The organism is Pseudoduganella sp. R-34 (assembly GCF_049904655.1).
In the GTDB taxonomy this organism is placed as follows: Bacteria; Pseudomonadota; Gammaproteobacteria; order Burkholderiales; family Burkholderiaceae_D; genus Rugamonas.
Window position 1 is genome coordinate 3,915,701 of record NZ_CP184572.1, and the last position, 13,752, is coordinate 3,929,452.

Sequence of the window (13,752 nt, forward strand, 5' to 3'; positions counted from 1 at the left end):
GAGCCGCCTCGCCCGCTTGGCTTATCGTCGCGCCAGCCTCGGGCGCCTTGCAGTCCAGCCCAGCAGCCCCAGCAGGCCGGCACCGTACAGCGTGACCGGCACTGGCTCAGGCACCGCCGACGCAACCAGCGTCTGCTCGAACACCAGGAAATAGCCCGGTCCCGGATACACCGTGGGCAAATTGATCGAAAAAGTCTGCAAGCCGGAATCATATGCAGCGTCGCCGAGATGCATCACAAAATTCAATGCGTCCGGCATGAGATTGAATTCGAGGCTTTCGCCGCTAAAAGCCTGGATGCTGAATGGTTCGCCAAGGGCATCGAGCGCATGGCTCACAAGCAGCAGGGCTTCGCGTTCAACGTCGATAACGCGGCGCTGGCCGCTGATCCAGCCGTCGGTCGATCCGCTGACATCAACCAGGACGAGAACGGCGAGGTCGCGCCGCTCCTGCCGCTGGGTTTCAAACACACGTCCTGGGCATGCGCCGCCGGCGCGCCGCGCGCATTCCGCATCCAGGGATGGGGTGGTCGTGCGCGAGATAAAGGCCTTCAACGAAACCTTCGGCCAGCTGGTTTCCCTTCGCATCGCCGGCATCGAGCCCGATCGTTACACCCGGACCGGCAGCGCCCTTCGCCATGCGACAGCCTGCCTTGCCGCCGAACCGGCCAGGCACCGGCTCCTGCTCCTACTGACGGACGGCAAACCCAACGACGTCGACCATTATGAAGGCGAGTATGGCCTGCACGATACGCGGCAAGCCATCATCGAAGCCCGGCAAACCGGCATCTCGCCGATCTGCCTGGCGATCGACCACCAGGCGCCGCACCATCTCGGCCAAGTCTTTGGCAAACACCAGTTTGCGATCTTGCCGCGTACCGAACTGCTGCCCGGCGTTCTGCTGGCGTGGCTGCGCAAAATGCTTGCCTGACCGACCTGGCAGGCGCTTAGTAGGCGACGCTGAAACGCTTGCCCGAATGGGCAGGATGTTCCAGTTCATCCAGCATCGCAACGGCGTAATCCTGTACCGAAATGCGGCTCTGGCCCTGTGCATCGACCAGCAACTGATCGCCGCCGATGCGGAACTTGCCGGTGCGCTCGCCACGTTCAATCAAGGCGGCTGGGCTCAGGTAGGTCCATTCCAGCTCCTGCTCCTTGCACAGCTTCTCCAGCGTGTCGCGGGCGCCCAGCGCGGAGGCCTTCCACTGGTCGGGGAATTGCGGAGTATCGACGGCCTGCACGCCCGGCGCCACTTCCAGGCTGCCAGCGCCACCTACCACCAGCAGGCGCGGCACGCCGGCACGCTTGGCGGCGCCAACGATCGAGTCAATTCCGCGGCCATAGTACTCGCGCACGTCTTGCTGGGCATGGCCGCTGAATGCACTGATGACCGCGTCATGGCCGGCCAGCTGCCCGGTCAGTTTCTGCTGGTCGTGCACGTCGGCGCCAAGCGCCGTCAGGCCAGCTTGCGGCGCCAGCCGTTCCGGACGGCTGACCAGGGCTGTCACCTGGTGGCCGCGCGAGAGCGCCTCAGCCAGCAGGCCATTGCCAATGAAGCCGGTAGCGCCGATTAATGCGATTTTCATGGGGAACTCCTGGGTGATTGAAGATGGATTCAGTATGACGCCTTTACGATCCCCCGATAAGAGGGCAAAATCCACAATCACTATGAAGCAACTCTTAACAATCGACCGACTGAGGCGCATGGCCGTCTTTGCCCGCGTGGTGGAAGCTGGCTCCATGAGTGCCGCTGCGCGCGAGCTGGGCATGACCACCTCGGCAGTCAGCCAGCAGATACGGCAACTGGAAACGGAAACCGGCCTCGCCCTGCTGCACCGCTCGACCCGGCGCCTGAGCACCACGGTGGCCGGCCAGGCCTACTATGAGGACTGCGCCGCCATGCTGCACGCGGCACAGGCAGCCGAGCAGCGATTGTCCGACCTGCGCGACGAGCCGCGCGGCGAACTGCGGGTGGCCTTTCCCGTCGGCTTCAGCGCGCACCTGGCGGCAGCGCTGGCGCCTTTGCTGCGCGCCCACCCGCTATTGTCGCTGCGCCTGTTCGCCGAGGACCGCCGCGTCGACTTGATTGCCGAACGCAACGACCTGGCGATCCGCGCCGGAACGCTGAGCGATTCCGCGCTGGTCGCACGCCGCCTGACCGAATGGCGCCATGTACTAGTGGCCGCCAGATCATTCGCGCAGGAGCATGGCTTGCCGCGCACGCCGGAGGAACTGGCCAGGTTCCCGGTGCTTAACCTCAGCGTGATCAACCAGACCGAGTTCATCGAACTGCACCGGCCGGGCGAGCCGGCGCACCGCGTGCGCGTCAACGGCCCCGTTGCCGGCAACAGCTTCATCGCGCTTCAGCACATCATGCTGCAGGGCGCCGGCATCATGCGCATGCCCGGCCCGGATGCCGCGCCGCTGATCGAAGCCGGACTCGCCGTGCCGATATTGCCGGAGTGGTCGATGGCGCCGATGGGCGTCTATGCAGTGACGGTACAGCGTGATTCGCAGCCGGCCAAGGTGCGGCTGGCAATTGCCGCGCTGCGCGACTACCTGGAAAAGATGCCACCCTAGCCCGGCGACGGCCTTGGATGGTGTATGCTGCGGGCATGACTCAAGACACCGATATCCAGCTCAGCGGCCCCTTCAAGGCCATCGACGGCAACGGCCGCGCCATTGACATCAAATCCCTCCGCATATTCGACGAGGGCTACGGCGTGGTCGACCTATATGTCGACCTGGCCGCCCCAGCCACCGACGGCTTGCACAAGGATCATCAATTGATCGCCGAAATTGGCGCGCGCCTGCGCGCCATCGGCTACAACGGCCCCGACCTGAAGCCAGGCGATCCGGTGATCCAGGAAAAGCGCCTGATCGTGCTCGACACGCCGGACGAATTCCTGCCCTTCGCCGTGCGCAAGGGTTTCAAGGACCTCAGCTCGGAATTCGACGAGCAGTAATCCGGCCGCCTAGTCCCAGGCCCGCGCTTGCGAACGATAGGCCGTCCAAGTAAAACCGAAACCAAGCGACAGCCCGCTATTCTTGCGGAACAGCGGGCTGTCGCGGTTGGCAGCATGCGTGTAGTTGTCGTAGCGGGTAAAGCCGAACACGCGCCAATCGGGCCCCAGCGAATGCGACAGGCTCGCGCCAAGGCGCGTCATCATCAGTCCACTCCCGGCTTGATAGGCTGGACGGGTGGCGTTCGCATATTGTGGCGCGACCTCGTAAAAATACTGGTTCAGGCGAGTATTGCCAAACACCGCGCCGAGATTGGCGTCGGCCTGCCATTGCTGGTTGCTGCCGCTGGTTTCGAACACGACGCGCGGCTCAAAGACCAGGCCCTGGCGGCGAAAACCGTTCCCCACTTCAAGCGGCACCCGCAAAGGCAGCTCCAGCCTTACCCGATTGGGGGCCGAAGGCTCCGACAGCAACACTTTCAGGCGCGGGCCGAATTCCAGCAAGGAGTTCAGGTCCGGCATGCCGGCGCGGGCCGGCACGTCGTCCGAACGCGCCGGCAGCGACATCTGGAAACCAAGGTCCAGGTCCACGCGCTCGGTATCGAACAGGCGCGCGCTCACGCCGGAACGATCCGCACGCACGATCTTGCCGCGATAAATCACCATTGGCAGCACCAGCCCGCGCATGGAGCGTTCGGATGAACCCGGGTAAGCCGGCGTGGACGCCGCACCGCCGAACAGGCCGGCTTCCCATAGCGGCAAATCCGGACCCGGCGCTGGCGCCGCGCCGGCCGGCAACGCCAGTACCGACATCGCGATGCCAGCCCACATTCCCTTCTTCATATTCATGCTCCGCAAAAAGTCGTTGATGATACAGCCAAAGACGCGGGGCAACCATGCCATAATTTCATTTTTTACAATGTGCGACTGCCATGAAGCCCATTCACGTCTTGCCTGTCTTGCTCGTGCTCGCAGCATGCGGCCAGCAAGCCCCGTCAGCAGCTCCGTCCAAAGGCAACACCATGACTTGCGTAGCTGGCGGCCTCAAACTGGCCGGCGCCGGCGAACCAGAGGTTGGGGTTGGCAGTTTCGGCATCCAGGGCGATACCATCGGCGGTTTCGGGCTCGGACTGACCGTTGAGCATGGGGGCAAGGTGCATGAGATTTCCAGCTCGCTGATGTCCTTGCCGATGCAGAGCGGCACTTATCACTTTCCCTCAGTGTCGGAACCGGGCATGACCCTGGCTTCCTACAAGGTCAGGACCATGGACCGTGATCTGATCAGGGACTACAACGGCGGCATCTATAGCCAGCAGTTCTCGCCCATCGAGAACGACCCGGAAGCGAAGCTTAAGCTTCAAGTGGACAAAATGCTTGTCTCGGACGCGCCGCTGCCCGGATTCAAGCGTATCCACGCCGTCGGCAGGTTCCAGTTCAACGCAGCGGCGCTGCCCGGGCCGGAGCCCAGCGACGCCTGCGTGCGCGATAGCATCATCCGTTCGATCAAGGGCGCAAACGCCGGCAAGCGCCAGCTGCCGCTGTTCGACGCCGCACTTTGCGGCGCGGAAAAGATGCACGTCCAGTGTGATTTCGATGTCGTAGTGGACCTGGCTAAGGTGCAGTAGCCAGCGGCGATGACGCGTCTCCTATGCTGGTGGTGCGGCATCCGTAACAATTGCTTACCGGCGATACACTTTTTGCGTCACCGTGTTTTCATCCTGAGGCGTTTTCCAGGCAAGCGCCAACGATGGCGAGTTCAGGAGAAAACAACATGGAAAACAGCCCACGCACCAAAATTCATCCGATGATTGTCGCCGCAGCCGCTTCGGTGGCACTGGTAAGCCTGGTGGGAGCTGCATCAATTGCAGGCCTCCTGCCAAACTCGCAAGCGACCACGATGCCAGGCGCCGCAGCCGCACCGATCGCCGCTGTAAGCCCTGCAACGCCAGCAACAGTCGCGGCGCCAGCGCCGGAACCGGAAGTACGCAAAGTCGTGGAGCACAAAACCGTGGTGCATCATACGTACACGCCGTCGACGCGTGTCGCGGCAGCAGCGCCGCAAGCGGCCTCGCCTGCGCCGGCACCTGCTCAAGCACCTGCACCGGCGCCGGCACCAGCCCCCCAGAATAGTGCGCTGGGCATCGGCATCGGAGCTGTGGTGGGCGGCTTGATCGGCAACCAGGTAGGCGGCGGCAACGGCCGCAAGCTGGCTACTATCGCCGGCGCGGTTGGTGGCGGCTATATTGGCAATGAAATCGCCAAGCGCAACCAGCAGCAAGCACCGACGCAATCGCCATCGCAACAATAACGCCAATCGCAGCGGTGCAGGCCATCGACGGCCTGCACGCTCGCAGCAGGGTCAAATGTGCAGCGCATGCCCCAGGGCGCGCAAGGCAGCTTCCAGGATCGCCTCGCCCAGGGTCGGATGCGCATGGATCGTGCCCGCCACATCTTCAAGCGTCGCGCCCATCTCGATGGACTGGGCAAATGCGGCGGACAACTCGGATACCGCCTTGCCCACCGCTTGCCAGCCCACGACCAGGTGATTATCCCTGCGCGCCACCACCCGCACGAAGCCGTCCTTTGATTCCAGCGACATGGCGCGTCCATTTGCGGCGAACGGGAACAAAGCTTCGATGCAATCGATGCCCTGCGCCCGTGCCTGCTGGGGAGTGGCGCCGACCACCACGACTTCGGGATCGGTAAAGCACACCGCCGCAATCGCCGCTGGGCTGAAATGGCGGCGCTCGCCGCTGATGATCTCGGCGACCATCTCACCCTGCGCCATGGCACGGTGCGCCAGCATCGGTTCACCGGTCACGTCGCCGATAGCCCAGACATCGCGCATCGAAGTGCGGCACTGGTCATCGATCTTGATGAAGTGCCCATCCATGTCGATGCGCAGCTTTTCCAGGCCGAAGCCGCGGGTGCTCGGGCGCCGGCCAACGGCAACCAGCACCTGGTCTGCGGCAAGTACCGATTCCTCCCCAGCGGCATTCTGGATGCGTACCGCATTACCCTCCCCGCCCAGGCCGAGCACCGAGCTGCCCAGGTGGGTTTCAATGCCCAGGCCCTTGAGCGCGATCGCTACCGGACGGCTCAACTCAGCGTCGTAGGCAGGAAGGATACGCTCCTGCGCCTCCACCACCTGCACCTGCGCCCCCAGCTTGGCATAGGCGATGCCCAGTTCAAGGCCGATGTAGCCCGCTCCCACCACTACCAGCCTGCCCGGCACGGTCTTGGGCGACAGCGCTTCCGTCGCACTGATCACCGGCCCGCCGAACGGCATGAAGGGCAATTCGGTAGCGTGCGACCCGGTGGCCAGCAGTAAATGCTCGCAGCCGATGCGCTGCGGACTTTCGCCGTCGCGAATCACTTCGACGGTCTTGCCATCGACAATATTGGCCCAGCCCTTAACGACACGCACGCCGCTTTTTTTCAGCAGCGCCGCCACGCCGCCGGTCAGGCGCCCGACGATGCCGTCTTTCCAAAGCACGGTCTGGCCGATGTCGATGCGCGGCGCCTGCACCGAAATGCCAAGCGCCGAGCCGCTCGCGTAATGACTGGCCTTTTCAAACTCTTCAGCCGCATGGATCAGCGCCTTGGAGGGGATGCAGCCGACGTTCAGGCAGGTGCCACCCAGTTCTCCGGCTTCGACCAGGGTGGTGGGAATGCCAAGCTGGCCGGCGCGAATGGCCGCGATATAGCCGCCAGGACCGCCGCCGATCACCAGCAGCGTAGTGGTGTGTTGATTCATCGATTACTCCACAAAGAGCATCGCTGGACATTCCAGCAAGGCGCGGATGGCTTGTACAAACTGGGCTGCGTGCATGCCGTCGACCACGCGGTGGTCGAACGAGGACGAGAGGTTCATCATCTTGCGCACTACCAGCCCGCCCTGGCGCACCATGGGCCGCTCCACGATCTTGTTGACGCCGATGATCGCCACTTCCGGATGATTGATCACCGGCGTGGTGACGATGCCGCCCAAGGCGCCCAGGCTGGAAATGGTGATCGTCGAACCGGACAACTCGTCGCGCGTGGCCTTGCCAGTGCGCGCGGCATCGGCAAGGCGTGCGATCTCCGCGGCGCACGACCACATATCGCGTGCTTCGGCATGGCGCATGACCGACACCATCAGGCCGGCATCGGTCTGTGTGGCGACGCCAAGATGGACAGGACCGTAATGGGTAACCACGCCGGCATCGTCATCGAAACGGGCATTCATCTGCGGGAACTGGCGCAAGGCGACCACCAGCGCGCGTGCCAGCAAGGGCAGCACGGTCAGCTTGCCGCGCTCCTTGCCCCATTGCTCGTTCAGGCGCACGCGCAGGGCCTCAAGCTCGGTGACGTCGATTTCCTCCACGTAGGAAAAGTGCGGGATGCGGCGCTTCGATTCCTGCATTTTCTGAGCGATCTTGCGCCGCAGGCCGATCAGCGGAATTGCCTGCTCCCCGTGAACCTCGCGGTAGCCGCCCGGGCTTGCGGACGGAGCCCCATGCACACCGCGCGCGACGTAGGAATCAAGGTCGGCATGCAGGATGCGGCCGGCCGGACCGCTGCCGTGCACGAACTGCAGCTCGACACCCATGTCCCAGGCGCGCTTGCGCACAGCCGGAGAAGCCAGCGGACGTTCGCCAGGCTCGCGGGCCACGCGGGCCGGAGCCTGCACCTGCTGGCCCATCGCCGTCGCCGCAGGCTTCGCGGGCGAGGCAACGGACGGCGCGGCCGGAGCAGGCGGTGCAGCTTGCGCCACGGCGGGCACGGCCGCAGGCGCCGGCATCGCAGCAGAAGCAGCAGCAGCCGCGCCGGCCTGCGGCTTCAGGTTGCCAGCCCCCTCCACTTCAATATGGATCAGGTCCGCCCCCACAGCCATCACCTGCCCCGCCGCGCACCCAAGCATGGCGACCGTGCCGTGCACAGGCGATGGAATCTCGATGGTGGCCTTGTCGGTCATGACGTCGGCCAGGATCATGTCTTCCGTAACAGCGTCGCCCACCTTGACATGCCACATGACCAGCTCAACTTCTGCAATGCCCTCACCAATATCAGGCATCTTGATGACGTGAATACCCATCGTTATGCCTCCACCGTACGTTTGAACGCCGCGCCGACGCGCCCCGGCCCAGGGAAATACGCCCATTCCTGCGCGTGCGGGTAAGGCGTATCCCACCCCGTCACACGTTCAATCGGCGCTTCCAGATGGTAGAAGCAGTGTTCCTGCACCAGCGAGACCAATTCGGCGCCGAAGCCGCAGGTGCGCGTGGCCTCGTGCACAACCACGCAGCGCCTGGTTTTCCGGACCGACTCGACAATCGTCTCGAGGTCCAGCGGCCACAAGCTGCGCAGGTCGATGATCTCGGCGTCGATGCCGGTCTCGCGCGCCGCCGCCTCGCATACCCACACCATGGTGCCGTAGGCGAGCACCGTCAGTTGCTTGCCCGGCCGGAAAATTGCCGCCTTGTCCAGCGGGACGGTGTAATAGCCTTCCGGTACTTCCCCCAGCGGGTTCTGCGACCATGGCACTACAGGTTTGTCGTGGTGGCCGTCGAACGGCCCGTTATACAAGCGCTTCGGCTCGAGGAAAATTACCGGATCGTCGTTCTCGATCGAGGAAATCAGCAGGCCTTTGGCGTCGTAGGGATTCGACGGCATCACCGTGCGCAGGCCGCATACGTGGGCAAACACGGCCTCCGGACTTTGGCTGTGGGTCTGGCCGCCGTAGATGCCGCCTCCGCAAGGGGTACGGATTGTGATGGGCGCCGTAAAGTCGCCGGCCGAACGGAAGCGCAAGCGCGCCGCTTCCGACACGATCTGGTCGTAGGCCGGATAAATGTAGTCGGCAAACTGGATCTCGATGCATGGCCGCAGCCCGTAAGCTCCCATGCCGATGGCCACGCCGACGATGCCGCCCTCGGAAATCGGCGTGTCGAACACGCGCGATTTGCCATATTTCTTTTGGAGGCCCTCGGTGCAGCGAAACACGCCGCCGAAGTAGCCCACGTCCTGGCCGAAGACCACGACGTTTTCGTCCTTCTCCATCATCACATCCATCGCCGACCGCAGCGCCTGGATCATGGTCATGGAAGTTTTCACTGTGTTTTCCGCCATCTCAGATCCCCAGTTGCTGTCGTTGTACACGCAAGTGTTCCGGCAGCTCCTTATAGATGCCATCGAACATTTCTGCGGGACTGAAGGTATGGCCGCTGGCCATGGTGCCGTATTGTTCCGCCTCCTTCTGCGCGGCCAGTACCTCCGCCTCCAGCAGCTTCTGGGTTTCTTCGTGCTCCTGTTCGGACCAGGCGCCAGCCTTGATCAGGTACTGCTTCAGGCGTGCGATCGGGTCGCCCAGCGGAAAATGCGACCAGTCGTCGCCGGGACGGTACTTCGACGGATCGTCCGAGGTCGAATGCGGGCCGGCGCGGTAGGTGACCCATTCGATCAGGCATGGTCCGAGGTTGCGCCGCGCCCGCTCGGCCGCCCAGCGCGACGCTGCGTACACCGCCAGGAAGTCATTGCCGTCGACACGCAACGAGGCGATGCCGCAGCCGACGCCGCGCGCCGCAAACGTTGTATCCTCGCCGCCCGCGATGGCCTGGAAAGTCGAGATCGCCCATTGGTTATTGACCACGTTCAGGATCACCGGGGCGCGATAGACGTGGGCGAACGTCAGGGCGGTATCGAAGTCCGCTTCGGCAGTGGCGCCGTCGCCGATCCATGCCGAGGCAATCTTGGTATCGCCCTTGATCGCCGACGCCATGCCCCAGCCTACTGCCTGGATGTACTGCGTCGCCAGGTTGCCGGAAATCGAGAAAAAGCCGGCCTTTTTCACCGAATACATGACGGGCAACTGCCGACCCTTGAGCGGGTCGCGTTCGTTCGACATCAGCTGGCAGATCATGTCGACCATTGGATAGTCGCGCACGACGAGGATGCTTTGCTGGCGGTAGGTGGGAAAACACATGTCGTCCACATTGAGCGCCAGCGCCTGCGCGGTGCCGATCGCCTCTTCGCCAAGGCTTTGCATGTAGAACGACATCTTCTTCTGGCGCTGCGCCATCAGCATGCGGCTATCGAAGATGCGCGTCTTCATCATGGCGCGCAATCCTTTGCGCACGACTTCGATATCGATTTGCGGCACCCAGGGCCCCACGGCGTTGCCTTCGGCATCGAGCACGCTGATCAGGGAATACGCAAGATCGCGCGTATCCATTGGGGCTACGTCGACCTCGGGACGGCGCACAGCACCGGCCGGCGACAGCCGGAGATAGGAAAAATCAGTTGCACAGCCTGGACGTCCCGTGGGTTCGGGCACGTGCAGGCGAAGTGGTTCGCCCTTGCTCATTCAGATTCCTTCAATTGCGATGGTGACGCAGGATCATTCCCGGCGGGCCTGCGGCGGGTAGCCTCGGCCGGCCTGGACTGTGGAACCGCCCGCCGCGGATCGCAAAGCGGGCACGAAAAAACATTTCCTTCAAAGCAATGGTAGGGTAGCATGCTTTTTCGTGGCGAAGGGTCACAATTAAAGTTTCATTAATAAATCGCCGTTAAGGGGGAATGAGCCCAATCTCCTCCCCCTCCAACTGGCAACCGGCCGCCCGCTATCCCGTGCCCGCCCTCGCGCGGAAGGCCGATCCTCTCCTGGCCAGGCTGGACGCGGCCGCCGCTCCACCAGCTTCCACCATCGTGACGCTGAGCCCGGAAGCGATCGCTGCGGCCTCCGCGGCCGTTCCGACCAGCCTGCGCTACCAGGACCTTGGTGCGGACATGCTCAAGCAGCTCGGCGCCGGCTCGGTCATAGCGCTGGACCATGCCAGGCTGCCGGACAGGGTCGACAACAAATTCACGCTGGGCATCACCACGCGCAGCGGGACCCAGGTCGAGCTCACGCTGGCCGATGTCGATGACGAAATGATCTACCAGGTCAGCTCGAGCGCCAGGCTTGATGATGATGAGCGTAAAGCCCTGTCCACGCTGGCAGCGGGCTTCCAGGCTGCTATCGATGGGATGGCGGGAGCGGCCCCTCAGGTCCGGCTGAGCGGCCTGACACAGTTCGACAGCAGGTTTGTTCAGTCGATCGACTTCCATGCCGAAGTGTCCGGTCCTGAGCCTGCGCCGCAGACCCTGGATTTCCACATTGACGACGCGTTGCGCAAGGCACGCATCAACGGGCCTGATGGCCAGGCTGAAGTGAACGTGGACACAAGCACCCTGGAACACCTGGGCACCAGGAAGCAGCAGGCAAAAGCCATCAACAACTACCTGGCGCAATTCGACCAGGCGCTCGCACGCGGGCACGGTGACAAGAAGTTGATGTCCATGTTCAAAGACGCCTTCTCGGACATGAATCGAACGGCCGTCGCCGAAGAGACTGACGACTTCCTGCACATTCCATCGAAGTGGCAGCTGAATTCGGACGACCGTTCCGCGCTGACAGGTCTTTCCGATTTCAGCGCCTCCCTGACCCAGACGCCCAAGTCCAGCAATCCGCTCAAGGCATGGGAACAGGACACGTTCTCCTATGAGGTATCGCAAGCGACCAAACTGGAGGGGACAAGCCGCGACGACCGCAAGATTGGCCAGGACCAGCAATCGCGCCTTAGCGCCCAGTACCACACCGATATCGGCAAATCCAGTCCTCCATGGTTCGACGGGACCCTGCAGACCCAGAACTACGAATACCACCAGGTCGAGGATAGCGCGCGCAGCAATGTCTCCCTCGAATACCGGCTGGGCAAGCTGAAAAAAGCAAGCCTGGAACAGATCGCCGGCCAGTCGGAGCAAGTAAAGACGATCATCCTGGGCAAGCTGAAGTCAGACAAGTCCATTCCGAGCCAGCAGTCGCTTGTACGCGACCTGCTCCCATCGCTCACCTCATACGAACACATCAAAGGTGCGGATAATCTGAACGATCATGTCTTCCTGCTTGGTTCGCCTGGCGAAATCGTCGCGCGCAACGAGCAGTTCCAGGTCTCAGGCCACTGGCGGAAAACGGAAGGCGCCGTGATCCGAAGGCAGCACCTGCTGCGCGATTGAAGCGGCGAGCGGCATGCCCCGTTCGCTGTTTGTCAGGACCACAAAGCCATCCTTCGTCGTGGTCGACGCCATCGCAAATGCGCGGAAGCCGGGGTTGTTCCCCCACTGCCAGACATGGCTTCCGCCCGAGCCGCGCTCGATACCCCAGCCCAGCCCCCATGCCAGGCCAAGCGGCTTGCTCACGTCTACAGGCGCGGCAAGCGCCATCTGCATCAGCGCATCGTCGGCCAGGAAGGCCGACATGAAGCGCTCATAGTCTGCTGCCGTGGTGTAAAGGGTGAATGCGGCCAGCGCGTTCTGGAAACAAGCCCGCCGCGAAAAGCCAAGAAACATCTTGCCTGGGACGGCCCGTTCCTCGAATGCCTCGCGCCAGACCAGGCTCGTGTCGCGCATCTCCAGCGGCGCAAACAGATGCTGGTCGAGATAGGCTGCAAGGCCCGTCCGGGTAATGGCCTCCATGATGCCTTGCAGGAGCACGTAGCCTTCGCCGGAATAATTCCAGCCCTGGCCAGGTTCCGCAACAAAGGCCAGCGGTTTCATGGCTTCCCACCGGGCGTAAAGTAAGGCGGAAAGTATTGCCCAAGCGATAACCGTTGTAAATTAAGTAAAGCTTAAAGCAGCACGCACGGTGCCGGGCGTCGCGCTTGCTGCAATAGCTCCGCACAACATGCCGCCTGCCCCTGTGCGGCAATCAGCGCCTGCTCATACGCGCGCAACTGGCTAAGCGAAGGGAGCACCCCGCTGCCTTTCACCGCCCTGGCCGCGACTGCCGTGATTTCCGTCATCAGGCGGTTGGTCTTGTCGTGCGCCGCCTTGAGTTCGGCCAGGTGATCCAGCAACGCTTCTTTTGCATCCATAGCTCCTCCTCGAAAACGTCGTAACCGAGCCAGTAATTTTTGGCCTGGCCTGGAAGATTTCAAGAGGAGTCGTGCGGCCTGTAACGCGCCAGGATCGATCGGATCGTGCCGCGGGCCTTGAGCGTAGCGATCGCCTGGTTCAGGTCCCTGATACCGAGTTTGCCTTGTGGATGAACTGCGCAATAAGTATCAAAATCCGTGATCTTCAGGTTATGGGATGCCAGGCGCGCCCGCTCAGGGTGAACCTTGCGCTGGTAGTCGAAATAGATGCGGTTGGTGAAAATGAAGTCGAAGCGCCCGAGCAGCAACTTTTCAAGGTTCTGGCTATCGTTCGCCGCGTTATCGCGCAGGATTGGTGGCTGCAAGTGTTCAATCTCCGGGTACCTGTATCCCCGGATCGTTCCCACCCGCAGGCCCGCGATAGCGTTCAGGGAGGCCGGCACTGGCGTTTCACTGCGCATGGCGACCATCATTCGATTCGAAATAATGGCGTCCGACCAGAGGAAGCCCTGGTTGTCGAGCCATTCGGGCCGCAGGTCGCACAGCAAATCGGCATGTCCCCGCAGCAGCGCGCCTTCAACACGCGTGCGCGGCAGGATCATATAACGGGGCTCGAGATGCAGCAAACCGCCTAGCGCGTCGCCGAATTCCTTAAGTATCCCGCCCTTGAGTTCCTCGCCGCGAATATCGGTCATCGGCATGCCACTACCGTTGGAGATTGCCATCACCAGATCGGATGCATGGACGGTCTTTGAAGCTAGGAGGAAAGCGAATAGTAATTGACGCGTGAAGTACATCGTGGACCCGCGAGTTATCGTAGGGCAAGCGTTATTGATCGGTTTTGCTGATGATAACCCTTCCGGAAGACGCGGAGCTTCACAATTGCGGCAATGCAGGCG

General features: G+C 62.7%; 16 protein-coding genes. 6 read left to right on the plus strand and 10 right to left on the minus strand.

Features of this window, described 5'->3' with window-relative positions:
- Positions 1-21 precede the first annotated feature (21 nt).
- A complete protein-coding gene (locus ACN9MW_RS17910) occupies positions 22-552 on the minus strand; it encodes a hypothetical protein (RefSeq protein ID WP_426161801.1) in 531 nt (176 codons plus the stop codon).
- Here ACN9MW_RS17910 and ACN9MW_RS17915 point away from each other — a divergent pair.
- The gene (locus ACN9MW_RS17915; RefSeq protein ID WP_426161802.1) at positions 530-928 is read left to right on the plus strand and encodes a VWA domain-containing protein; all 399 of its coding nucleotides are present in this window, start codon (positions 530-532) and stop codon (positions 926-928) included. The two genes, ACN9MW_RS17910 and ACN9MW_RS17915, sit on opposite strands and share 23 nt — an antisense overlap.
- A gap of 16 nt (positions 929-944) precedes the next feature.
- Here ACN9MW_RS17915 and ACN9MW_RS17920 read toward each other — a convergent pair whose 3' ends face one another.
- The gene (locus tag ACN9MW_RS17920) at positions 945-1,583 is read right to left on the minus strand and encodes an NAD(P)-dependent oxidoreductase (protein ID WP_426161803.1); all 639 of its coding nucleotides are present in this window, start codon (positions 1,581-1,583) and stop codon (positions 945-947) included.
- Positions 1,584-1,701: 118 nt separating this feature from the next.
- Between ACN9MW_RS17920 and ACN9MW_RS17925 the strand changes: the two genes are divergently transcribed.
- Complete coding sequence (locus ACN9MW_RS17925; protein ID WP_426161804.1) at positions 1,702-2,577, plus strand: LysR family transcriptional regulator; 876 nt, start codon at positions 1,702-1,704, stop codon at positions 2,575-2,577.
- A gap of 35 nt (positions 2,578-2,612) precedes the next feature.
- Entirely contained in the window at positions 2,613-2,963 is a 351-nt protein-coding gene (locus ACN9MW_RS17930; RefSeq protein WP_426161805.1) for a hypothetical protein, read from the plus strand.
- A gap of 9 nt (positions 2,964-2,972) precedes the next feature.
- Here ACN9MW_RS17930 and ACN9MW_RS17935 read toward each other — a convergent pair whose 3' ends face one another.
- On the minus strand, positions 2,973-3,803 hold the full coding sequence (locus ACN9MW_RS17935; RefSeq protein ID WP_426161806.1) for a MipA/OmpV family protein: 831 nt from the start codon (positions 3,801-3,803) through the stop codon (positions 2,973-2,975).
- Between the two features lie 89 nt (positions 3,804-3,892).
- On the opposite strand from ACN9MW_RS17935, the gene ACN9MW_RS17940 reads away from it, so the two are divergent.
- Positions 3,893-4,585 (plus strand): hypothetical protein, encoded by a 693-nt coding sequence (locus ACN9MW_RS17940; RefSeq protein WP_426161808.1) that lies wholly within the window; start codon positions 3,893-3,895, stop codon positions 4,583-4,585.
- A 146-nt stretch (positions 4,586-4,731) separates the two neighbouring features.
- Complete coding sequence (locus ACN9MW_RS17945) at positions 4,732-5,268, plus strand: glycine zipper 2TM domain-containing protein (RefSeq protein ID WP_426161809.1); 537 nt, start codon at positions 4,732-4,734, stop codon at positions 5,266-5,268.
- Between the two features lie 51 nt (positions 5,269-5,319).
- Here the strand turns inward: ACN9MW_RS17945 and lpdA are convergent, their stop codons facing one another.
- The 4 genes from lpdA to ACN9MW_RS17965 are packed head-to-tail and all read right to left on the minus strand — an operon-like array spanning position 5,320 to position 10,305.
- Positions 5,320-6,717 (minus strand): dihydrolipoyl dehydrogenase, encoded by a 1,398-nt coding sequence (lpdA, locus tag ACN9MW_RS17950; RefSeq protein ID WP_426161810.1) that lies wholly within the window; start codon positions 6,715-6,717, stop codon positions 5,320-5,322.
- 3 nt (positions 6,718-6,720) lie between these two features.
- On the minus strand, positions 6,721-8,037 hold the full coding sequence (locus tag ACN9MW_RS17955; RefSeq protein ID WP_426161812.1) for a dihydrolipoamide acetyltransferase family protein: 1,317 nt from the start codon (positions 8,035-8,037) through the stop codon (positions 6,721-6,723).
- A 2-nt stretch (positions 8,038-8,039) separates the two neighbouring features.
- Positions 8,040-9,044 carry an alpha-ketoacid dehydrogenase subunit beta gene (locus ACN9MW_RS17960; RefSeq protein WP_426172230.1) on the minus strand — a complete coding sequence of 335 codons (1,005 nt, stop codon included), beginning with the start codon at positions 9,042-9,044 and terminating at the stop codon, positions 8,040-8,042.
- Positions 9,045-9,072: 28 nt separating this feature from the next.
- Positions 9,073-10,305: a 3-methyl-2-oxobutanoate dehydrogenase (2-methylpropanoyl-transferring) subunit alpha gene (locus ACN9MW_RS17965; RefSeq protein WP_426161813.1), complete on the minus strand. Its 1,233-nt coding sequence runs from the start codon at positions 10,303-10,305 to the stop codon at positions 9,073-9,075.
- A gap of 212 nt (positions 10,306-10,517) precedes the next feature.
- On the opposite strand from ACN9MW_RS17965, the gene ACN9MW_RS17970 reads away from it, so the two are divergent.
- Positions 10,518-11,996, plus strand: a complete 1,479-nt coding sequence (locus tag ACN9MW_RS17970; RefSeq protein ID WP_426161814.1) for a hypothetical protein — start codon at positions 10,518-10,520, stop codon at positions 11,994-11,996.
- On the opposite strand, the gene ACN9MW_RS17975 is transcribed toward ACN9MW_RS17970, so the two are convergent.
- The 3 genes from ACN9MW_RS17975 to ACN9MW_RS17985 form a co-directional block, all read right to left on the minus strand.
- A complete protein-coding gene (locus tag ACN9MW_RS17975; protein ID WP_426161815.1) occupies positions 11,934-12,536 on the minus strand; it encodes a serine hydrolase domain-containing protein in 603 nt (200 codons plus the stop codon). The two genes, ACN9MW_RS17970 and ACN9MW_RS17975, sit on opposite strands and share 63 nt — an antisense overlap.
- A gap of 71 nt (positions 12,537-12,607) precedes the next feature.
- Positions 12,608-12,853 (minus strand): hypothetical protein, encoded by a 246-nt coding sequence (locus ACN9MW_RS17980; RefSeq protein ID WP_426161817.1) that lies wholly within the window; start codon positions 12,851-12,853, stop codon positions 12,608-12,610.
- Between the two features lie 59 nt (positions 12,854-12,912).
- Positions 12,913-13,650 carry a substrate-binding periplasmic protein gene (locus ACN9MW_RS17985; protein ID WP_426161818.1) on the minus strand — a complete coding sequence of 246 codons (738 nt, stop codon included), beginning with the start codon at positions 13,648-13,650 and terminating at the stop codon, positions 12,913-12,915.
- Positions 13,651-13,752: the final 102 nt, after the last annotated feature.

Bases quoted from the DNA above. Each gene is read 5' to 3' on its own strand.
- ACN9MW_RS17920 (WP_426161803.1), bottom strand. From the start codon at position 1,583: ATGAAAATCGCATTAATCGGCGCTACCGGCTTCATTGGCAATGGCCTG.
- ACN9MW_RS17925 (WP_426161804.1), top strand. From the start codon at position 1,702: ATGGCCGTCTTTGCCCGCGTGGTGGAAGCTGGCTCCATGAGTGCCGCT.
- ACN9MW_RS17930 (WP_426161805.1), top strand. From the start codon at position 2,613: ATGACTCAAGACACCGATATCCAGCTCAGCGGCCCCTTCAAGGCCATC.
- ACN9MW_RS17935 (WP_426161806.1), bottom strand. From the start codon at position 3,803: ATGAAGAAGGGAATGTGGGCTGGCATCGCGATGTCGGTACTGGCGTTG.
- ACN9MW_RS17940 (WP_426161808.1), top strand. From the start codon at position 3,893: ATGAAGCCCATTCACGTCTTGCCTGTCTTGCTCGTGCTCGCAGCATGC.
- ACN9MW_RS17945 (WP_426161809.1), top strand. From the start codon at position 4,732: ATGGAAAACAGCCCACGCACCAAAATTCATCCGATGATTGTCGCCGCA.
- lpdA (WP_426161810.1), bottom strand. From the start codon at position 6,717: ATGAATCAACACACCACTACGCTGCTGGTGATCGGCGGCGGTCCTGGC.
- ACN9MW_RS17955 (WP_426161812.1), bottom strand. From the start codon at position 8,037: ATGGGTATTCACGTCATCAAGATGCCTGATATTGGTGAGGGCATTGCA.
- ACN9MW_RS17960 (WP_426172230.1), bottom strand. From the start codon at position 9,044: ATGACCATGATCCAGGCGCTGCGGTCGGCGATGGATGTGATGATGGAG.
- ACN9MW_RS17965 (WP_426161813.1), bottom strand. From the start codon at position 10,305: ATGAGCAAGGGCGAACCACTTCGCCTGCACGTGCCCGAACCCACGGGA.
- ACN9MW_RS17970 (WP_426161814.1), top strand. From the start codon at position 10,518: ATGAGCCCAATCTCCTCCCCCTCCAACTGGCAACCGGCCGCCCGCTAT.
- ACN9MW_RS17975 (WP_426161815.1), bottom strand. From the start codon at position 12,536: ATGAAACCGCTGGCCTTTGTTGCGGAACCTGGCCAGGGCTGGAATTAT.
- ACN9MW_RS17980 (WP_426161817.1), bottom strand. From the start codon at position 12,853: ATGGATGCAAAAGAAGCGTTGCTGGATCACCTGGCCGAACTCAAGGCG.
- ACN9MW_RS17985 (WP_426161818.1), bottom strand. From the start codon at position 13,650: ATGTACTTCACGCGTCAATTACTATTCGCTTTCCTCCTAGCTTCAAAG.